The organism is Nocardia neocaledoniensis (assembly GCF_029868625.1).
In the GTDB taxonomy this organism is placed as follows: Bacteria; Actinomycetota; Actinomycetes; order Mycobacteriales; family Mycobacteriaceae; genus Nocardia; species Nocardia neocaledoniensis_A.
On sequence record NZ_JARWOJ010000072.1, the window covers coordinates 1 to 20,330 of the forward strand.

Here is a 20,330-nt window from a genome sequence, read left to right on the forward strand (position 1 = left end):
CCTGGGGCGGGACCGCCTGCGGCCGGGGGGGGGTGCCAAACTCGCGCCCACCACGCTCGGGGTGGGGGGGGCGCGTCTGTTAATCGCGCACGGGGGCGGCTGCCGCCGCCCGCGTGTTCTCGCTCGAGCAGGGAAGGAAAACCTATGGTCGACTCTTCGACCGAGCGGCAGATCGCGAGCTCGGTGCTCGTGATCGGCACCGGCGGCGCGGGGCTGCGGGCGGCGATCGAACTGGCCGAACGCGGCGTGGACGTGCTCGTCCTGGGCAAACGCCCGAAAGCCGACGCCCACACCACCCTCGCCGCGGGCGGGATCAACGCCGCGTTGTCGACGATGGACCCGGAGGACAGCTGGCAGCAGCACGCCGCCGACACCATCACCGAGAGCTACCTGCTGGCGCGCCCGGACACGGTGCGCGTGGTCACCGAGAACGCCGAGCGCGGGATCCAGGATCTGGAGCGCTGGGGCATGCCGTTCGCGCGGGAGTCCGATGGGCGGATCTCGCAGCGGTTCTTCGGCGCGCACACCTATCGGCGCACCTCGTTCGCCGGTGACTACACCGGCCTCGAGATCCAGCGCACCCTGGTGAACCGGGCTGCCCAGCTCGGCATCCGGATCATCGACACCTGCTATGTCACCCGGATCCTGGTGCGCGACAACGTGGTGTTCGGTGCGTATGGGTTCGATCTGGAGTCCGGTGCGCGCACGGTGTTCCGGTCCGACGCGGTGATTCTCGCCGCGGGCGGGCACACGCGGATCTGGCGGCGTACGTCGTCGCGGCGCGACGAGAACACCGGGGACGCCTTCCGGCTCGCTGTCCTGGCGGGCGGCCGGATCCGTGACCCCGAGCTCGTGCAGTTCCACCCGTCCGGGCTCATCGAACCCGAGAATGCCGCCGGGACACTGGTTTCGGAGGCCGCGCGCGGCGAGGGCGGCATCCTCCGCAATGCCGAGGGTGAGCGGTTCATGCGACGCTACGACCCCGAGCGCCTGGAACTCTCGACGCGCGACCGGGTGGCGCTGGCCGCCTACACGGAGATCAAGGAAGGGCGCGGAACGCCGAAAGGTGGTGTCTGGCTGGATGTGTCCCATCTGCCGCGCGAGACCATCCTGCGGCGACTGCCCCGCGTCTATCAGACGATGCTGGAACTGCAGATGCTCGACATCACCCGCGAACCGATCGAAATCGCGCCCACCGCCCACTATTCGATGGGTGGGGTGTGGGTGCGCTCGGAGGACCACGGCACCGGTGTCGAGGGGTTGTACGCCATCGGCGAGGCCTCCAGCGGTCTGCACGGGGCAAATCGTCTCGGCGGCAATTCGCTGATCGAACTGCTGGTCTACGGCCGGATCGTCGGCGAGGCCGCCGCGCGCTATTCCGCGGAACTGGAGACCCAGCGACGATCGTACGACGCACTCGCCGAGGCCCGCGCCGACATCGACGCGGTGCTGTCGGCCGACGGCCCCGGGAACGTGCGAGCGCTGCAGCGGGCCCTGCGCGACACCATGACCGAGCACGCCGGTGTGGTGCGCGACGACACCGGGATCCGCGCCGGACTGTCCGAACTCGACGAGATCGAGGACCGCATGACCGAGATCGGTGTGCATCCGGACGCGGCCGGGTTCCAGGACCTGGCCCATGCCTTCGACCTGAAGTCGGCGGCACTCGCGGCGCGGGCCACCCTGGAGGCCGCTCTGGAGCGGCGGGAGACGCGCGGCTGCCACAACCGCGCGGATCACCCCGACCTCGACCCCGCGATGCGCGTGAATCTGGTCTGGTCGGGCCCCGGCCGGATCGAGCGCGAGCCGATCCCGCCGGTGCCCGAGGAGATCGCCCGGCTGATGCGGGATGTCTCGACCGAAGGCAAGCTGGTCGAATGAACGGATGACGGACACACCCATCGACACCGATCTCGACCGCGCGCTCGGCGACTTCGCCGAGCTGCGGCCGCGATTGTTCGGCATCGCCTACCGCATGCTCGGCACGGTCGCCGACGCCGAGGACCTCGTCCAGGACGTCTGGGTGAAGTGGCAGTCGTACCCGGACCGGGCCTCGGTCCACGATCCGGCGGGCTTCCTGATCACGATGACCACGCGGCTGTCGATCAACGCCACGCAGACCGCGCGCGTGCGCCGGGAAACCTATATCGGGCCGTGGCTGCCCGAACCGGTCGACACGGGCGCCGATCCGCTGCTCGGCGCGGAACGGGTGGCGGCGCTCGAGACAGCGGTGCTGGTGGTACTGGAGACGATGACTCCCACCGAACGCGCGGCCTTCATCCTGCGTGAGGCGTTCGACTACCCGTACGCGCGCATCGCCGAGGTCCTGGGGGTCAAGGAATTCACCGCGCGCAAACTGGTGAGCCGGGCCCGCCACAGTATCGAGTCCGAACGCCACGCGCCGGTCGACGCCGGCCATCACCGTCGCCTTCTCGGCGCCTTCCTGACCGCCGCTCGTGCGGGCGACTTCGACGACCTCGAAGCGCTGTTCACGGCCGAGGTCGCGAGCTACACCGACAGCAACGGCAAGGTGCGCAACGCCTCTCGGATCCCGGTGGTGGGCCGTCTCCGGGTGGCGAAGTACGTGGCGGCGTTCGCCGGCCACTTCTGGGACGGCGTGACCGTCGAGTGGATCGACGCCAACGGCCTGGCGTCGGTGCTCATCAGCCGTGGCCAGGAGACCGTCGCGTGGCTCACCGTGGGCACCGAGGGCGAGCGCATCGATCGGATCTACTGGGTGCTCAATCCGGACAAGCTCGGTCGGATCGCGGCGTAGAGCAGCGGTTCGGTGCCCTGTTCCGGGCGCTGGGAAGGCCGCCTCGGCATCCACTAGCCTCGGCAATCATGCCGATACCCATTTCCGCGCCCGACCCGTACCTCGACGGATCGCTCGAGGTGGGCGACGGAAATCGCGTGTACTGGTGCGCCGGCGGCAACCCGGCGGGGCGCCCGGTGCTCGTGGTGCACGGTGGGCCGGGCAGCGGTAGCAGCCCGCGACAACGAAAGGCGTTCGATCCGAACGTCTTCCGGATCGTGCAGTTCGATCAGCGCGGATGCGGACGCAGCATCCCGAGTGCCGCCGACCCCGCCACGAACATGGCGGTCAACACCACCGAGCACTTGATCGCCGATATGGAACAGCTGCGCACCCACCTCGGGATCGACCGGTGGTTGCTCTACGGCGGATCCTGGGGCTCGACGCTGATCCTGGCCTATGCGCAGCGGTTCCCGGAGCGGGTCACCGGCATCGTGTCGGTCGGCGTCACCACCACCCGCCGTCGTGAGATCGACTGGCTGTACGGCGGAGTCGGACGGTTGTTACCCGCCGAATACGAGCGATTCCGCGCCGCGGTGCCCGGCGGCGGTGACCTGGTGGAGGGCTATCGGCGACTGATGGAACACCCGGACCCGGTGGTGCGCGAGACCGCCGCGATCGAGTGGTGCCGGTGGGAAGACGCGGTGATCGCGCACGAATCCCTCGGCCGCCCCGGTCAGTACAGCGCCAAGCCGGACACCGCGAGGTCGGCCTTCGTGCGGATCTGCACGCACTACTTCGCACACGCGGCGTGGCTCGACGAAGGTGTGCTGCTGCGCGAGGCCGGACGGCTCGCCGGAATTCCCGGCGAACTCGTCCACGGCCGCCTCGACCTCAGTGCCCCGCTCGAAACCGCATGGGAACTCGCGAAGACCTGGCCCGACAGCTGCCTGCACGTCATCGACGACGCCGGCCACACCGGCAGCCCCGCCATGGGCGAAGCTGTCGCGCGCGCGATCGCGCGCTTCACGTAGTCCGAAAGCTGTTGGGTCAATCGGGCGACGGCCGACAGCGCATCCGTCGTGGTCGGGTGAGTTCGGCAGGTCCCGGCCGACGCTCCGCCTTAGGGCACAGTCGCCGCCGGGAAGCTGACTCCCGTCAATTGTTCGGAGACTGCCCACAGGCGGCGGGCGTGCTCCGGGTTTCGTGCCGCGGCCGAGCGGCCGACCGGTGTCGGTGCGCCGCGGCCCTGTAGGAATCCGTTCGGGCCGATGTAGGTCAGGGCGAAATGGCCGAGATGGTTGGTGCCGAACTGCAGTTCGAATCCGTCGGCGGTGCGCGTGAGCGGGGGAATCATGACGCCGGCGTTGTTGACGACGATGTCGATGGGCTCGGTGGTTCGCTGCGGGCGCACCGGAGCGGGTCGGCATCGTTCTGTTCGCCACCATGCAAGGCATCGCCGCCCTGGTCAACGGAAGTTTCGTGGCACCAGAACTGCTCGATGGGCTGATCGACGATGCCGCGACCCAGTTCCTGCAAGGCAATCGCCCCGACCCGGACCCGGCGGACACGTCCGGCTGAGAACGTGTCCCGCTCATCGCTCACCGTGACTTCCCCGGTCGCCGCGGGGTGTGCGAGCATTCCGCGGTGGCTGGTGGAACAGATAGTTGGCCGGTCGTCGACCTGGCGGACCTCCTCGACGTGCTCGAGCTCGACGAGATCGCGCCCGGACGATTCCGGGCGAGGAACGTGACGTCGACGCTGCCGACCACGTTGGGTAGTCAGACGCTGGCGCAGGCGGTGGTCGCGGCCGAGCGCACGGTGCCGCACATGGCGGTGCAGTCGCTGCACGGCGTGTTCCCGCGCGGCGGATACGCCGAGCGCGCGGTCGACGTTGATGTCGAGGTCGTCCAGTCGGGGCGCTCGCTGGCCACCGTGCAGGTGTCGTTCCGGCAGGAAGGGCGCGAGCACGCGCGGGTGCTGATCATGCTCAGCGTCGACGAGCCGGATTTCCTCGCACATCGAGCCGCGCTGCCGCCGGAGGTGCCCGGCCCGGAGGAATGCGGCGACCTGCCGTGCGCCCTGCTGCCGTGGGAGGTCCGCACGCCCGGTGGGGCGGACGCGCTGGCACTCGACCTCGCGGGCCCGCCGTCGCTGGATGTATGGATGCGGTGCGACAAGGCTCCCGATCTGCCCGTGTTCTCGCGGGCCCTGCTGGCCCACGGCAGCGAGGGATTCCTCGGCCCGGTCAGCCTGCGCCCCTATCCGCAGGCCGAGATCGCGCGGCGCGGCGGCCGGGGGCGATCGGCCATGCTCACCCAGACTGTCACCTTCCATCGGCCGTTCACCGTGCACGACTGGCTGCTGCTGCGCTGCGAGAGCCCGTTCGCGGGCGCGGGGCGCATGTACTCCCGCATCCAGATCTTCACGCGCGCGGGAGAATTGGTGGCCTCGGCGGACGCCCAGGGCCTGATGCGCGCGCACGGATAGGCGACGGCGGAAGACCGGCGGTACCGGAACGGCGGCGGGATCGAAAGGTGTGTCCGGGCCCTCGAGGTATCGCGGTAGTTGCGGTGCCGCATCAGTGCGGCGACAGCGATTCGTGCTGGACGTTTGCCGCACCTCGGTCCGCCTAGGCTCGGTCTCGACGAGATCGTGTCCGACCGAGGAGGATGGTGGAGATGCCCAAGTACCTGTGGCGGGTCAGCTATTTCCAGGAAGGCGCGCAGGGGCTGCTCGCGCAGGGCGGCAGCGCGCGCCAGGCGGCGATCACGGAGATGGTCGAGAGCGTCGGGGGATCGGTCGAGTCGTGCTATTTCGCCTTCGGTGAGGACGATCTGTTCGTGATCGGCGACGTCCCGAACGAGGTCGCGGCCGCGGCGCTGGCGATTCGCACGGCCGCCGCCGGTGCCGCGGTGTCGCACACGGTGAATCTGCTGACGCCCGCGCAGGTCGATGAAGCCGTCGCGGTGGACGTCACCTATCGGCCGCCGACCTAGGCCACGCGACTCACCGCACGGCCAGGTGATCCGGGGGTGCGGTGAAGTAGTGCTCGGCACCCCGATCCGCCACGGTGTCGACCACGGCGCGGACGAAGGCTTGGAGCCGGGCGTTGTCGGCGCCGGGTAACCAGACCGGTCGCCAGACGTGACCGCGGCCGTCGTCGAAGGGGACGTAGACGGCGCCGCGGCGCGGGTAGTGGCGTTCGGCGTGGGCGCCCGCGGGATGGACGCCGGCGCCGAAGGCCACGGCGGTGAGGACGTCTTCGAAGGTGTGCGCGCCGATGGGGTTGGCGGGGGTGATGTGCCAGGTCTCGTCGAGGTAGCGCTGCCAGTAGGTGCCGGACGGACCACCGATCGAGATCACGTCGATGCCGGTCGTGGTGGTGCTCAGGGAGCCGGCGCGGGCGAGCCGGTGATCGCGGGGGACCACGAGCCCGGTGGGTTCGGTGAGCAGGGCGGGCCCGGCGACCAGGTCGTGTTCGCCGACGGGGGAGTGGCTGATGACCAGGTCGAGTTCGTCGCGCCGAAGCGGGCCGAAGACATCGCCGAGATGCACCTCGCGGGCATGCACCTCGCATTCGGGGTGACGGCCGCGGAAGGTCACGACGGAGTCGACCAGCACACCGGCCGCGAGTCCGCCCAGATATCCCACGCGCAGTGAGCCTTCCACGCTGCGCGCCGCCGCCCTGGCCCGTTCCACGGCCCGGTCCAGCTGGGCGCGGATCGGTAGCAGGTCATCGCGCAGCATCCGGCCGACGGGTGCCAACCGGACCTGCCGGCTCGTGCGCTCGAACAGCGGTGCGCCGAAATGCCGTTCGAGCTTCTTGATCGTCTGACTGACCCTGGCCTGCGACAGGAACAGGCGTTCGGCGGCCCGGCCGAAGTGCAGTTCCTCGCACAGCGCCAGGAAGATCTCGATCTCCTGCCGTTCCATAACTCTCGCTAATCGGTCATGTCGCCACTGGCCGTTGATGGTTCGGCATCTCGCCAGCAATCTGAAAACACGATCACTCTAACGATCGCCACCGACAGCTTGCTGAGCTGCAGATCTCGCATACCCGAGGAGTCCGCGCATGACATCGATATCGACCGCCCCACCCCGGGCGCTGACCCGCCACAGACCCGAATTCGCGCTGGGCGCACTGGCACTCGGCGCGTTCGGCATCGGCCTCACCGAGTTCGTGATCGTGGGTCTCCTCGGCGTGATCGGCGACGACCTGTCGATCTCGGTACCGAGCGCCGGACTGCTGGTCTCCGGCTACGCCGCCGGTGTCGCCGTCGGCGCGCCGCTGATGACCGCGCTGGGCGCCCGCGTTCCCCGCAAGACGATGCTCGCGTCGCTGATGGGGATCTTCGTCGCGGGCAACCTGCTGTCGGCCGTGGCACCGACCTACGAACTACTGCTGGCGGGCCGGATCGTCGCCGCGCTCACCCACGGCGCGTTCTTCGGGATCGGCTCCGTCGTCGCGGCGGGGCTGGTCGCACCCGAGCGCAGGGCCGGCGCCATCGCCACCATGTTCACCGGGCTCACGCTGGCGAATGTGGCTGGCGTGCCGCTCGGCACCGCGCTCGGACAGGCCCTCGGCTGGCGCTCGACCTTCTGGGCGGTGACCGCCGTCGGCGTGGCCGCACTGGCCGCCGTCGTCGCCCTGGTCCCGCCGCAACCACGCGAATCCGTCGATCCGCGAGCGCAGCTGGCGGTGTTCGCCCGGCTCCAGGTGTGGTTGGCGCTGCTGATCACCGCGCTCGGCTTCGGTGCCGTCTTCGCGGCGTTCACCTTCTTCGAACCGATCCTGACCGAAGTGACCGGCCTGCCGGACGCGGCCGTGCCCTGGCTGCTCGTCGTGTTCGGCATCGGCCTGTTCGGCGGCAACATCGTCGGCGGCAGACTCGCCGATCGCGCGGTACTGCCCACGCTGATCGGTGCGCTCGCCGCGCTGACCGCGGTGCTGGCGATCTTCGCTGTCGTCGCCGGGCACCCGGTCGGCGCCGGCGTGTCGATTCTCGCCCTCGGTGCGACCGGCTTCGCGATCGTCCCCGCGGTGCAGATGCGGGTGCTCGACACCGCGGGCCGCGCGTCGACGCTCGGTTCGGCGGCGAACATCTCCGCCTTCAACATCGGCATCGCCGCCGCCTCCTGGCTCGGCGCCGCCGCCATCGACCGGGGGCTCGGTCTCACCGCGCCCGCCTGGATCGGCGCCTTCCTGGCGGGCGCCGCGCTGGTCGTCACCCTTGTCTCCCGCGCGCTGGACAGCCGCGGATAACCCCCACTCCCGAGAAACGAGACACACCATGAACGTCTGGAAGAAGATGATGACCGCTGCCCTGGCGATCACCGCCACCGTCGCCACCGCTGCCTGCGGCGACACCTCCGCCGCGCCCGGTGCCGAACCCGGCGTCGCCTGGTCGGTGCCGATGCAGCAGCCCAGCGAGGGTTTCGAACCGAACTGGTCCCGCGAGGGCTTCGCCGAACACACCCTCCGCCAGGTCGTCCGGGTCACCACCGGCGGCGACTCCGCGCGCATCACCCTGTCCAACCGGTACGGGCGGGAGGAACTCCGCATCGCCGCCGCCACCATCGGCCGCACCGAATCGGGCGCCGACGTGCACGCGGACAGCCTGCGGCCCTTGCGTTTCCACGGCAGCGACACCGCGGGCATCGCCCCAGGCGCCGACCTCACCAGCGATCCGGTCGAACTGCGCTTGGCCCCTTTCGAATCCGCGACCATCACGCTCTACCTGCGTGAACCGTCCGGTCCGGCCACCTTCCACGCGCAGGGCTACGCCACGTCCTATCGGGCTTCCGGTAACCACGTCGATGACGCCGCCGGTGCTGCCTTCACCGATTCCACGCACTCGTGGTACTTCCTGTCGAGTGTGGAGATGACCGGCCGCAGTGTTCCCGACGGGGCGATCGTCGCGTTCGGGGACTCGATCACCGACGGTTTCGGTTCGGACAACGACGGCAACAACCGCTATCCCGACGCGTTGGCGGATCGCCTCGCCGCCGCCGGAACGCCCCGCGCGGTGCTGAACGCGGGCATCGGCGGCAACACGCTGCTCAGCGATTCGCCGTGGTACGGCGAGAGCGCGACGCGTCGCTTCGACCGTGACGTCCTGGCGCACGACGGCGTGCGCACCGTCGTGCTGCTGGGCGGGCTCAACGACATCGGCTTCTCGGAAGTGGATCTGCCGACCTACAAGCCGAACCCGGTGGTGTCGGTGGAGCAGTTGATCGGCGCCTACCGCGACTTGATCGCCCGTGCCCATCGGGCCGGAATCACCGTCGTGGGCGGCACACTGCTGCCGATGAAGGGTGCCGAGTACTACACGCCGACCTCAGCCGCCAAGCTGCGCGCGCTCAACGAATGGATCCGCACCAGTGGCGAATTCGACGCCGTCGCCGATTTCTCGGCCGCCGTCGCCGACCCCGCCGACCCGGATCGTCTGAACCCCGCCTTCGACTCCGGTGACCACAAGCATCCGAACGCCGCGGGCTACCGCGCCATGGCCGCGGCCGTGGACCTGAACACCCTCTGAACGAACGTCAGGAAACCTGGCCCTGGTTCCCGAAGACGGGAGCCAGGGCCACAACATGCTTCCCGATGACGACTACCAGAGTCTGGTGGCCGACCCGGTTCGGGTCAGTCCTTGCGTCCCGTCGCGGCGATGGTGACGCCGAGTCCGATCATGGTGAGCCCGCCGACCCCACCGACCGCCGACAGCCGTCGCGGCGACCGGGCGAACCAGTCGCGGGCGGTGCCCGCGGCCAAGCCCCACACCAGGTCCGATGCCACGGCGATGAGGTTGAACACCAGGCCGAGCAGCAGCATCTGCGCCGCGACAGCGCCCTGCGCACGGTCGACGAACTGTGGCAGGACGGCGGCGAAGAACACGATGGTCTTCGGGTTGGTGACACCGACCACGAAACCCTCCCAGAACGTCCGCAGCCCGCCCTGCTCGCTGCTCGCCCCTGAGATTGCGGCCCGCAACGATCCGCGCTCACGCCAGGCCTTGACGCCGAGGTACACCAGGTAGGCGGCACCCACCAGCTTGATGACCGTGAACGCGAGGACCGAGCGTTCCACCACCGCGCCGACGCCGAATGCCACCGCCACGACCAGCGCGTAGGCGCCCGCGGTGTTGCCAACGACCGTGGTCAGCGCAGCGCGCCGCCCCTGCGCCAGCGCCCGGCTGATGACGAACAGCACGCTGGGGCCGGGAATCACGATCAGCAGGAAGGACATCGCCGCGAAGGCGAGCACACGGTCGGCGGACACCATCACTGTATGCAAGCACGGGCAGCCACCGCTGCTCAACCGATATTCGGCGACGGAACCGTGGCCCGGTAGCCGGATGCTAGCCTGATCACGTGCTCATCGAGGTCGACAGACTCTAGCCGCCCTCTCGAAGGCGGCGCTCCCGAACTCACATTCCCGCTCGTGCGGGAATGTGTCTTCGGCGTACCCGATCGAGCCCGCGCTCCGCGCGCCTCTCGTCGCCTTCGACGGCTTCCGCGAATTCCGAACCTTTGCGGCCGCTCGTGTCGACGAGCAGGAAGAGTCGAACGACCCATGTCATCATCCATCCATTCCGCGATCACGCTGCACGACCTGACCTTCGAATGGCCCGACGGGACCGTCGCGCTCGCCGGAGTGAACGGTGCGTTCAGCACCGGGCGCACCGGTCTGGTCGGCCGCAACGGCGCGGGCAAATCCACCCTGCTGCGCCTGATCGGCGGGCTGCTGACGCCGACCGCCGGACGCATCGATACGACCGGCACGGTCGGATATCTGCCACAAACCCTCACGCTCGGCCGCGATCAGACGATCGCGGACCTGCTCGGCATCGCGGGAAAACTGGCGGCGCTGCGCGCGATCGAAGCGGGCGAGGTCGACGACGGACACTTCGAGACGATCGGCGACGACTGGGACATCGAAGCCCGTGCGGACGAAGAGCTGCACGAAATCGGTTTCAGCGCGGCCGATCTCGACCGCCGCGTCGGTGAGATCTCCGGTGGCCAAGCTGTACTCGTCGCGATCACGGGGCTGCGGATCCAGCGCACGCCGATCACCCTGCTCGACGAGCCGACCAACAATCTGGACCGGGAAACCCGCGCCGCGCTCACCGGCTTCGTCGATTCCTGGCCGGGCACCCTCGTGGTGGTCAGCCACGACCTCGAACTGCTCGAGCACATGGATGCCACAGCGGAGTTGCACGGAACGAACCTCGCGGTGTTCGGCGGGCCCTACAGCGCCTGGAAAGAGTACCTCGAACAGGAGCAGGCCGCGGCCGCGCAGGCGGCGCGCACGGCCGAACAAGCGCTGAAGGTCGAGAAGCGGCAACGGATCGAGGCCGAGACCAAGCTGGCCCGGCGGGAACGGACCGGGCGCGCCACCCAGCGCAACGGCGGCATCCCCCGCATCATGGCGGGTAACCGCGCCAGCAAGGCGCAAGCCTCGGCGGGGGCCATGCGCACCACGCTCGACGCGAAAGTGGCGGCAGCCCAAGAAGTTCTGGACGCCGCGGCCGACCGGGTGCGCCGGGAGGAACACATCCGCCTCGACCTACCCGATCCTGATGTGCAGCGCGGCAGGCGTATCGCGGAACTACGCGACGGCGAACGGACGATCGGCATCCAGGGGCCGGAACGCGTCGCGATCGTCGGCCGCAACGGAGTGGGCAAGACGACGTTGATCGAAGACCTGCTGCACGGTCGCGATCCGGCCCGCGGGGTTCTGTTCACCGACCGCGTCGGCTATCTTCCGCAACGTCTGGACGGTTTGGACGAGCAGGCCAGTGCGCTCGAGAACGTGCACGCCGCGGCGGTGGCGACCGCGCCCGGGGTGATCCGTAACCACCTGGCCCGGATGCTGTTGCGCGGCAACAGCGTCGAGCGACCGGTCGCGACGCTGTCGGGCGGCGAACGCTTCCGTGTCTCCCTGGCGCGGCTGCTGTTCGCCGACCCGCCCGTCCAGCTGCTGATCCTCGACGAGCCGACCAACAATCTCGACATCGCCAGCGTCGATCGACTCGTCGAAGCGTTGACCGCCTATCGCGGTGCCGTGCTGGTGGTCAGCCACGACTACCCGTTCCTGCGGCGCCTCGGCATCGACACGGTCGTGGAGCTCGACGCCGAGGGCCATCTCCATCAGGGGTTCTCGCTGGAGTGATCCCCGATTCGCTGTGGGCCGTCCTCCGCGCGGGGTAGGTTACGGTGAAAGTGGCTGCGGCACCGGCGATCACGGCCGCGCCGGCGTAGGGGAGGAGATGGTCATGGAACCGATCGTGCTCGATTCGACCGGCGCCGACATCCAGGGGGAGTCGGATCGGATTCGGGAGCGCGGCCCGGTCGCGCTGGTGGAGTTGCCAGGCGGGGTGCCCGCCTGGTCGGTCACCGACCAGGCGGTGCTGCGCGGCCTGCTCGCCGACCCGCGCGTGTCGAAAGATCCCAGGCAGCACTGGATGTCGTTCATCAACGGCGAGATCACGGAGGCGTGGCCGCTGCTGCCCTGGGTGGCGGTCGACAACATGTTCACCGCTTACGGCGCCGACCACCGCAGGCTGCGCCGGTTGGTCGCACCGGCGTTCGGCCACCGTCGCAGTGTCGCGCTGCGCCCGCGAATCGCCGAGATCACCGAGGGACTGCTCGACGGGTTGGCGTCCGCGCCGGTGGACGAGCCGGTCGACCTGCGGAGCGGGTTCGCCTATCCGGTGCCGATCCGGGTGATCACCGAACTGGTCGGGGTGCCCGACGAGCTGGGGCCGTCGATGCACAAGTGCGTCGACGGCTTCTTCGACGGCACGTTCACCGCGGAACAGGCCCAGGCGAACTATCTCGAGATGTACGGACTGGTCGGCGAACTCGTCGCCTACCGGCGGGCGCACCCGGGCGATGACGTCACCAGCGTGCTCATCGCCACCCGCGACGACGACGCTCCGCTGTCGGAGAAGGAGCTCGTCGACACGTTGATGCTGGTCATCAACGCCGGTCACGAGACCACGGTCAATCTGCTCGACCAGGCGATCGTCGCCCTGCTCACGCATCCCGAGCAGCGTGCCGCGGTACTCGCGGGGGAGGTGCCGTGGGCCGATGTGGTGGAGGAGACGCTGCGTTTCCAGGCACCCGTCGCGCACCTGCCGCTGCGCTACGCAGTCGAGGACATCGAGATCGCGGGAGGTCATCGGATCGCCAAGGGTGAGGCCATCCTGGCCTCCTACGCGGGCGCAGGCCGTGATCCGAAGGTGCACGGCGCCACCACCGCCGAGTTCGACCCCACCCGCGCCACCCGCGAGCAACACCTCGCCTTCGGGTACGGCGCCCACCACTGCATCGGCGCGTCCCTGGCCCGGCTGGAAGCGACGGTGTCGCTGCCCGCGCTGTTCGAGCGGTTCCCCGAGATGAGACTGGCGACGACGCCCGGCGAACTGGTGCCGGTCTCGAGCTTCATCTCCAACGGGCACACCACCGTTCCGGTGTACTTGCACGCCGCCTAGGACCCGGTCTGCAGCGCCATCGCGACCGCGAGGGCTTGGTCGTTGTCGAACAGCAGCGGGGCAGGGTGTGGCCGCCGCGACGCGGCTCCGGTGGTGACGCGGCGGCCGGTCGATCTCCCGGGGGATCCCGCCGAAGATCGACCGTCGCGGTATGCCTGTACGGCGAATCGGGGTGTGCGACAGTAGGGCGTGGGCAGGCGCGTGCCGGGAAATCTTCCGGCGGAGGTGACCAGCTTCGTGGGTCGCGACGACGATGTCGCGGCGGCCAGGAAGCTGCTCGGTGGGACGCGGGTGCTCACACTGACCGGGGTGGGCGGAGTCGGCAAGACCCGGCTGAGCAGGCGGGTCGGTGCGGTGGCGGGGCGGGCGTTCCCCGACGGCGTGTGGCTGGTGGAACTGGCCCATGTGAGCGACCCCGATCTCGTCGCCCCGACCGTCGCCCGCGCGCTCGGGGTGCGCGACGACACCACCGCGCCGCTGAGCGCCCTCACCACGCACCTGGCCGAGGCCGGCCTGCTGTTGATCCTGGACAACTGCGAGCACGTGATCGGCGCATGCGCCGCACTCGCCGACCGGCTGATCCCCGCCACCACCGGACTGCGCATCCTGGCGACCAGCCGCGAACCGCTCGGCGTCCCCGGCGAACAGATCCTGCCGGTGACGCCACTGCCGGTGCCCGACCCGGAGCACACCGATCTCGACAGCCCCGCGACCCGGCTGCTCATCGACCGCGCCACCGCGGCGGACCCGAACTTCCGGCAGCGCGCCACCGACGCCGCGACCCTGGCCGCGATCTGCCGCCGCCTCGACGGCATCCCGCTCGCGCTGGAACTGGCCGCCCTGCGGCTGCGGATGTTCACCCCCGACCAGGTCCTGGCCAGGCTCGACGACGCGATGGGGCTGCTCACCACCGGACCGCGCGCCGCACCGGAACGCCAGCAGACGCTGGCCTCGGCGATCCGCTGGAGCTATGACCTGTGCACGCCCGACGAACAGCGGCTGTGGGAGCAGCTGTCGGTGTTCGCCGGCGGTGTCGATCTCGCCGCCGCCGAAGCGGTCTGCCGGGTCGGCGAGCCACCGGCCCTGCTCGACGCGCTGACGGGCCTGGTCGACAAGTCCGTCCTTGGCTACGGACCCGGCGCCGACGGCACGGCCAGGTACACGATGCTCGAACCGTTGCGCCAGTTCGGCGGTGACCGACTGCGGGCGCGCGGCGACGAACACGCCGTCCGCCTCGCCCATCGCGAGTACTACTACCGGCTCGCGCGGCGCGGCCGCAGCGAATACTGGAGCGCCACCGATACAACCTGGTTCGGTGACGTCGCCCGCGAACACGCCAATCTTCGTGCCGCACTGCAATTCTCGCTCGACGATCCCGCCGGCGCTCGGCGCGCGCTCGAGCTCGCGACCGAGTTGTGGCCGTTCTGGGAGCACTGCCACCTGCTGCTGGAGGGCTACCGCTGGCTGTCGGAGGCGCTGGCCGGGGACACCGAGCGCACCGTCGTCCGAGCCAGGGCGCTGGCCGTCTGCGCGGTGATCGCCGCCATGCGCTCGGAGACCGACACGGCCGCGGAGCTCGCCGAAGCCAGCGCGGTGATCGCCGCCGAAACCGGATCGGTGCGGGTGCGGGCCGAGGCCGAGATGGCAAGGGCCGTCCTGGCTTTCGGGGCAGGCGAGCTGCGCGACGCGCTCGACATCGCCGTGCGGGTCTCGGTGTCCGCGCACGCGTGCGACCACCCCCGGGTGGAGATGGAGAGCCTGGCGTTCGCCGCCGTGTGCGCACTGGCGCTCGACGACCCGCTCGCCGGTGCCCTCACCGAGCAACTGCTGACCCTGACCACTGAGCACGGCTCCCACCTGCTCGGCGGTCTCGCCCACTGGGCGGTCGGCACCCAGCGGCGGCGCGACGGTGATCCGCGCGGCGCGGTCGCGGCCCTGCGCCGGTCGATCGAGTTGTTCCGGCTGTTCGACCGGTGCGCCTGGATCGCCACCAGTGTCGACGGCCTGGCCTGGACGGCGGCGGACGACGGCGACCCGGACCGCGCCGCGCGGCTGATGGGCGCGGCATCGGCGATCCGCCGCGGCAGTTCGCAACGGCTCGCGCACGCGATGACCCAGCTCATCGGCGGCCGTATCCGCGACCGGGTCCACGACGCACTCGGCGCGCGCGAGTTCGCCGCCTGCTTCGACGCGGGCGCCGCGCTGGCGGTCGAGGACGCCGTCGACTACGCCATGGACACGACGCCGACGCCGGGCACGGCCGACGAACCGGCCGGACTCGACGTGCTGACCCGCCGGGAGCGCGAGGTGGCGCTGCTGGTCGCCCGTGGCTACGGCAATCGCGAGATCGCGCGGGAACTGGTGATCTCGATCCGGACCGCCGAGAGCCACGTCGACCACATCCTCACCAAACTGGGCTTCACCTCCCGCACCCGGATCGCCGCCTGGGTCAGCCGCGTCACCGCGTGAGGCCCCACCGCGATCACCGATCTCCGTAGTCGCCGCACGCCCTCTCCGTAGTTTCCGCGATTCCCGGGCGCCGCCGCGGCGGCAAGGTGATGCCGACAGCGCAGCGAACAGCAGTGAGGTGGCCCATGACGGTCGACGAGCGCATCGCGCCCCGGTCGATGGCACACACCGGTGGCGCACCGGTATCGATGATCGAACGGATGACACTGATCCTGGACACCTTCGACGGGCCCGTGCCCATGCGCACCCTGGTCGACGTCGCCGAACGCACCGGACTGCCCCGCTCGAGCGTGCACCGCATCATCGATCAGATGATCCGGCTGCGCTGGCTGGCCCACGCGCCCGGCGGCTATCGCCTCGGGACGCGGGCACTGGAACTCGGCGGACTCGCCATCGAGCACAACGAGATCCGCGATGCGATGGGGCCGATGCTGCACGAGCTGTGCGCGCGCACCGGCATGGTCGCTCACCTCGGCGTGCTCGACGGGCCCGAAGTGCTCATCATCGACAAGGCGGTCGGCCGCGGCGCCGCGCCGGTACCGACGCGCCTCGGCGGACGGATGCCCGCGCATTGCACCGCCGTCGGCAAGGCGCTGCTGGCCACCCTGCGCCCGCATCTCATCGAGTTGGCCTTCCCGCCGCGCCTGCCGCGTCTGACCGCGCACACCATCGGCCACCGCGCCGAGTTGCACAGCGAGCTGGACCGGGTGCGCGGTCATCAGGGGATCGCGCTCGACCGCGCGGAGTCGATGACCGGCGTCGTCTGTGTCGCCGTACCGATACGGGTCGGCGCGGAGCAGGGGAGCGCGGCGTTGTCGCTGTCGGGCCGGATCGGCGCGGATGGCGCGCCACGGACGGGACGGTGGGCGCAGATCCTGGTCGACGCCGCCGACGAGGCCGAGCAGGCGGTGGGTCGGCGAGCTCACCAGCGGTGACACCGGCGATGCGCGGCGCGTGGTGGGCCGAGGCTCGCGAGCCCCAGCCCACCACGCGGGTCGTGATGTCGGTGGTGATCAGCTGACGAGGTTCTTCCGCAACTTCACCAGGGTGAAACCGTCGATGCCGAGGCCGTCGGTGAGGAACTTGCCGAAGCTGCCGTACTGCTGTTCCAGTCCCCGCACCGCGGTGTCGAGATAGTCGTCGCGCACTTCCTGCAGCGGGATCAGCAGGTCGGGGTTCTGCATGTAGCCGGCCTGTTTCACCTGCTCGCGCAGCTTCGCGTCCGCGGCGGCACGGAAGTCGTTGGACCGCAGGTAGTCCTGGCGCGCCGTCTGCTCGGGGACACCGACCGCGCGCAGCACCACGTAGCTGAGGAACCCGGTCCGATCCGTTGCGCCGTCATAGGTGCGGTGGCCGCCGATGTCGCGGACGTTGACCGCGCCCTGCAGCGCGATCTGGCCGCCGGCGCTCGGCGCCGCCACCGACACCGCCGAGCGGCGGGGGCGTCACCATCAATGGCCGGGATTGCGGCTTGATATTGCCGCAATCCCGGTGCGGGCGTTGATCATTCGGCGAGGCCGGGACGCACGAGAATCTTCACGTGCTCCTGGGGGCTGCGCAGCGCGGCGAACGCGTCCCGCACCCCGCCGAGGCCGACCCGGCCGGTGATGATCGACTCGGCATCGATCGCTCCCGACGCCAATCGGCGCAAGGTGATGTCGTAGGCGTCCCGGTAGTCGCCGTGACCGAAATTGACGGCGATACGCCGGAACTGGGGCACCACCGGGGTGAGCGATTCGGGGGCGAAGCCGGCCGCGAGCACGTGGATGCGCGAGTTGAACGGCATCCGGTGGGTGAGCTCGTTCAGGATCCCCGCGCGGCCACTGCACTCGTAGGCGATGAGGATTCCGTTCTCGGCCGCGCCGACCACGGGGTCGTCGGCGATCAGGGTGTGCCACACATCGATCGGATCCTGGACGGCCGGGTCGACGACGACGTCGGCCCCGAGTCGCGCCGCCAGTGCGCGGCGCCGCGGCGACGGCTCCGAGGCGATCACCCGCTTCGCGCCGTGCGCGCGGGCCGCCACGATCGCGCCGAGTCCGATGGTGCCGCAGCCGATCACGAGTGCCGAGTCGGCGGGGGTGAGCTGCGACTGCTGCACATGCATCTCGCCCACGTGCAGCGGTTCGGCCAGCGTCGCGTGGTCCAGCGACAGGGAGTCGGGGACCTTGCGGACCCAGTACGCGTCGACGACGATCGCCTCGCCGAACGCGCCGTGGTAGGTGTTGGAGTAGCCGATGATGGTGGGAACGCCGGTCGTGGTCTCGGTCGCGAGACCGATGCCGGACACCCGGTCGCCCACCGCGAAATCGGTGACATCCGAGCCGATTTCGGTGACAACGCCGGCATACTCGTGGCCGAGCACCACGGGCTGCTCGGGGTCGAAGTCCGCGAGCGGGTAGCCGCCGGCCCGAGCCACCTCCACGAAGCGGCACGCGTCCTTGGACACCGACAGATCGCTGCCGCAGATGCCACAGGCGGCCACGGCGATGCGCACCTGGCCGGGACCGGTCGCGGGGAGCTCGGGGACCTCGCCGGCGGTGAAATCACCGTCGCGGAATCGCACGGCGCGCATGTTCACGCCCCCGTCGCGGCGTCGGCGCCGTAGTAGTCGGTGTGGGCCTTGGTGATCGCGGTGACCAGCCCGCCGATCAACGCGTCGCGGTGGTCCTCGGCGAACTGCAGGCTGGCCTGCCGTCCGGCGTTGCGGTTCTTGAAGTGCGGGATCACCTCGGCGGCGAACAGTTCGAAGCTGCGTCGGGTGTCCGCCCAGTCGGCCATGTCCACATGCAGGATCAGCAGCGTGCCGAAGCCGCCGGTCTTGTCGATCAACCGCTGGATCCGGTCGATGGCCTCGGCGGGTGTGCCGATGATCGCCTGCCCGAACTCGCCGAGGGTGTCCTCGCGCCACTGCTCGACGATGCCGCGGGAGGTGCGCGCCCACTCGGGCTGCTGCCCGGTCTGCCGGTGGACGTAGGCGGCCATGGATCCGATGCGGCGGGCGACGGCACGCTCGGCCTCGGCCCGCGATTCGGCCAGGAACATCGGGGTGACCAGTCGCCATCCCGCGCGGTCGGCGTGGTGTCCGTGCTCGGCGCAGGTCTTCTCGTAGACGCCCCAATTGCGGTCCAGCGCCGCGAAACCCGCCGGTGAGCCGGCCGCCAGCGACAGCAGGGACAGCCCGTGCGTGCCCGCGAGCACCGAGCCGTTCGGTGAGATGGTGGAGGCCGCGGCGACCTCGAGCCCGGCCGGGTCGTAGGTGGGCAACTGCGCCCGGGCGTCGCGCAGGGTGAACCAGTCGGTGCGCATGTCGACGACCTCACCGCGCAACAGCCGCGTGATCGCCTCCAGCGCCTCGCCCTGGCGGCGGCGCTGATCGGAGGGATCGATACCCATCATGTGGGCGTCGAGCGGGATCTTGCCAGGACCGGTGCCGAGGATGACCCGGCCCCGGGTCTGCAGGTCGAGCTGGGTGATGCGGTCGACGGTGATCAGCGGGTGGTGGTACGGCAGCGACGTCACCCCGGTGCCGAATCGGATGCGTTGCGTGCGCTCGGCCGCCGCGGCGATGAAAACGTCCGGGGCGGGAACGATTTCGGCGCCCGTGGAATGATGCTCGCCCATCCACGCCTCGTCGAAACCGAGATGGTCGAGGTGCTCCATCAGGTCGAGGTCGCGCCGCAGTTGCAGTGCTGGATCGGCGTCGAGGGGATGGTACGGGGCCAGGAAGGCGCCGAATCTCATCGAACTGGGGCTCCACATGGTGCGTCTCCTCGTCGAAACGGTGCGGTGAGCGGGCTCACGGCGTCGTGCCCACCTTCGGCACCGCGTCCCCGATCCGAGCCGGCGTCTCCCGTTCACCGGGAGGCTTCGCCGAGATCGGTTCGGCGCCTTGGAGATGGAGGAGTCTGTCGACTGGTCGCCACGATCCAGCTCGCGACGGGCGTCCGGCACCATCCTTCGGCGGTCGGGACGCCCGTCGCCGGCGCTACCGGCCGCACCGGCGGTGGCGGCTCAGCGGGGGTCAGCTGATGGCGATCGTGCCGTTGAAGACCAGGGGAGTGGGCCCGGGGAGGCAGTCGCGGAAGGACGTGGTCGGCATCGGGGTGCCGTAGCCGATCATGTCGGGGGCGCCGTCGCGGCCCTTGGTGACCGTGATCTGGATGGCCATCGAATCAGGGGCGAAGATCATCACCGGTTCGGTGGTGGTGATGGGGTAGACCAGCGAGACCGTGTCGCCCTGCACGCGCAGACAGGTGACGGGACCGGTGACCTTCACCGGCAGTGGCATGTCGCCGAGCTTGGCGGTGGCGACGTAGGTGCCGGTGGCGGGACCGTCACCCTGGCCGGTGGCATCGACGTGCAGGATGTTCATGCCCATCACCTGCATATCGCCATCGATGACCACGGACGCGGGCGCCGCGGCCGCGTGACCCGCCGCGGGGGGGGGCGGCCCGGGGGGGGGGGCGCGCCCCCCGCCCCGCCCCCCCCCCCCCCCCGCGGCGGGGCACGCGGCCGCGGCGCCCGCGTCCGTGGTCATCGATGGCGATATGCAGGTGATGGGCATGAACATCCTGCACGTCGATGCCACCGGCCAGGGTGACGGT

The 20,330-nt window shown here is 70.2% G+C and carries 18 protein-coding genes and 1 pseudogene; 12 read left to right on the plus strand and 7 right to left on the minus strand.

From position 1 onward, the window contains the following. Positions 1 to 144: 144 nt before the first annotated feature. The 3 genes from QH270_RS04515 (at position 145) to pip (ending at position 3,789) form a co-directional block, all read left to right on the plus strand. On the plus strand, positions 145 to 1,881 hold the full coding sequence (locus QH270_RS04515; protein ID WP_280339047.1) for an L-aspartate oxidase: 1,737 nt from the start codon (positions 145 to 147) through the stop codon (positions 1,879 to 1,881). Between the two features lie 4 nt (positions 1,882 to 1,885). Continuing rightward, positions 1,886 to 2,776, plus strand: coding sequence for a sigma factor (locus QH270_RS04520; RefSeq protein WP_280339049.1), 891 nt, complete (start codon positions 1,886 to 1,888; stop codon positions 2,774 to 2,776). 68 nt (positions 2,777 to 2,844) lie between these two features. After that, positions 2,845 to 3,789, plus strand: coding sequence for a prolyl aminopeptidase (gene pip / locus QH270_RS04525; protein ID WP_280339050.1), 945 nt, complete (start codon positions 2,845 to 2,847; stop codon positions 3,787 to 3,789). A gap of 242 nt (positions 3,790 to 4,031) precedes the next feature. Here pip and QH270_RS04530 read toward each other — a convergent pair. Beyond that, positions 4,032 to 4,142: pseudogene (locus QH270_RS04530) on the minus strand (short-chain dehydrogenase); the annotation flags it as partial. Positions 4,143 to 4,201: 59 nt separating this feature from the next. Here QH270_RS04530 and QH270_RS04535 point away from each other — a divergent pair. The 3 genes from QH270_RS04535 to QH270_RS04545 all read left to right on the plus strand — a co-directional run bounded on the left by QH270_RS04535 (position 4,202) and on the right by QH270_RS04545 (position 5,754). Continuing rightward, entirely contained in the window at positions 4,202 to 4,336 is a 135-nt protein-coding gene (locus tag QH270_RS04535) for a hypothetical protein (RefSeq protein WP_280339051.1), read from the plus strand. 66 nt (positions 4,337 to 4,402) lie between these two features. Then, positions 4,403 to 5,245: an acyl-CoA thioesterase gene (locus QH270_RS04540; protein WP_280339052.1), complete on the plus strand. Its 843-nt coding sequence runs from the start codon at positions 4,403 to 4,405 to the stop codon at positions 5,243 to 5,245. Positions 5,246 to 5,436: 191 nt separating this feature from the next. Then, positions 5,437 to 5,754: a GYD domain-containing protein gene (locus QH270_RS04545; RefSeq protein WP_280339053.1), complete on the plus strand. Its 318-nt coding sequence runs from the start codon at positions 5,437 to 5,439 to the stop codon at positions 5,752 to 5,754. Between the two features lie 10 nt (positions 5,755 to 5,764). Here QH270_RS04545 and QH270_RS04550 read toward each other — a convergent pair whose 3' ends face one another. Further along, positions 5,765 to 6,691 (minus strand): LysR family transcriptional regulator, encoded by a 927-nt coding sequence (locus QH270_RS04550; RefSeq protein ID WP_280339054.1) that lies wholly within the window; start codon positions 6,689 to 6,691, stop codon positions 5,765 to 5,767. A 139-nt stretch (positions 6,692 to 6,830) separates the two neighbouring features. Between QH270_RS04550 and QH270_RS04555 the strand changes: the two genes are divergently transcribed. Next, positions 6,831 to 8,021 carry an MFS transporter gene (locus tag QH270_RS04555; RefSeq protein WP_280339055.1) on the plus strand — a complete coding sequence of 397 codons (1,191 nt, stop codon included), beginning with the start codon at positions 6,831 to 6,833 and terminating at the stop codon, positions 8,019 to 8,021. A gap of 28 nt (positions 8,022 to 8,049) precedes the next feature. Then, a complete protein-coding gene (locus QH270_RS04560; protein ID WP_280339056.1) occupies positions 8,050 to 9,297 on the plus strand; it encodes an SGNH/GDSL hydrolase family protein in 1,248 nt (415 codons plus the stop codon). A gap of 104 nt (positions 9,298 to 9,401) precedes the next feature. On the opposite strand, the gene QH270_RS04565 is transcribed toward QH270_RS04560, so the two are convergent. Beyond that, positions 9,402 to 10,040 carry a LysE family translocator gene (locus tag QH270_RS04565; protein ID WP_280339057.1) on the minus strand — a complete coding sequence of 213 codons (639 nt, stop codon included), beginning with the start codon at positions 10,038 to 10,040 and terminating at the stop codon, positions 9,402 to 9,404. Positions 10,041 to 10,331: 291 nt separating this feature from the next. Between QH270_RS04565 and QH270_RS04570 the strand changes: the two genes are divergently transcribed. The 4 genes from QH270_RS04570 to QH270_RS04585 all read left to right on the plus strand — a co-directional run bounded on the left by QH270_RS04570 (position 10,332) and on the right by QH270_RS04585 (position 16,658). Next, a complete protein-coding gene (locus tag QH270_RS04570) occupies positions 10,332 to 11,930 on the plus strand; it encodes an ABC-F family ATP-binding cassette domain-containing protein (protein WP_280339058.1) in 1,599 nt (532 codons plus the stop codon). A 103-nt stretch (positions 11,931 to 12,033) separates the two neighbouring features. After that, positions 12,034 to 13,254, plus strand: a complete 1,221-nt coding sequence (locus QH270_RS04575) for a cytochrome P450 family protein (RefSeq protein ID WP_432420293.1) — start codon at positions 12,034 to 12,036, stop codon at positions 13,252 to 13,254. A gap of 225 nt (positions 13,255 to 13,479) precedes the next feature. Further along, positions 13,480 to 15,723: an ATP-binding protein gene (locus QH270_RS04580; protein WP_280339060.1), complete on the plus strand. Its 2,244-nt coding sequence runs from the start codon at positions 13,480 to 13,482 to the stop codon at positions 15,721 to 15,723. Between the two features lie 125 nt (positions 15,724 to 15,848). After that, a complete protein-coding gene (locus tag QH270_RS04585) occupies positions 15,849 to 16,658 on the plus strand; it encodes an IclR family transcriptional regulator (protein WP_280339061.1) in 810 nt (269 codons plus the stop codon). A gap of 78 nt (positions 16,659 to 16,736) precedes the next feature. On the opposite strand, the gene QH270_RS04590 is transcribed toward QH270_RS04585, so the two are convergent. From QH270_RS04590 to QH270_RS04605, 4 genes are all read right to left on the minus strand, one after another. Then, positions 16,737 to 17,144 (minus strand): tyrosine-protein phosphatase, encoded by a 408-nt coding sequence (locus QH270_RS04590; RefSeq protein ID WP_280339062.1) that lies wholly within the window; start codon positions 17,142 to 17,144, stop codon positions 16,737 to 16,739. A gap of 83 nt (positions 17,145 to 17,227) precedes the next feature. Next, positions 17,228 to 18,298, minus strand: coding sequence for an alcohol dehydrogenase catalytic domain-containing protein (locus QH270_RS04595; protein ID WP_280339063.1), 1,071 nt, complete (start codon positions 18,296 to 18,298; stop codon positions 17,228 to 17,230). Positions 18,299 to 18,300: 2 nt separating this feature from the next. Beyond that, complete coding sequence (locus QH270_RS04600; protein ID WP_280339064.1) at positions 18,301 to 19,485, minus strand: LLM class flavin-dependent oxidoreductase; 1,185 nt, start codon at positions 19,483 to 19,485, stop codon at positions 18,301 to 18,303. Positions 19,486 to 19,747: 262 nt separating this feature from the next. Beyond that, positions 19,748 to 20,263 (minus strand): hypothetical protein, encoded by a 516-nt coding sequence (locus QH270_RS04605; RefSeq protein ID WP_280339065.1) that lies wholly within the window; start codon positions 20,261 to 20,263, stop codon positions 19,748 to 19,750. Positions 20,264 to 20,330: the final 67 nt, after the last annotated feature.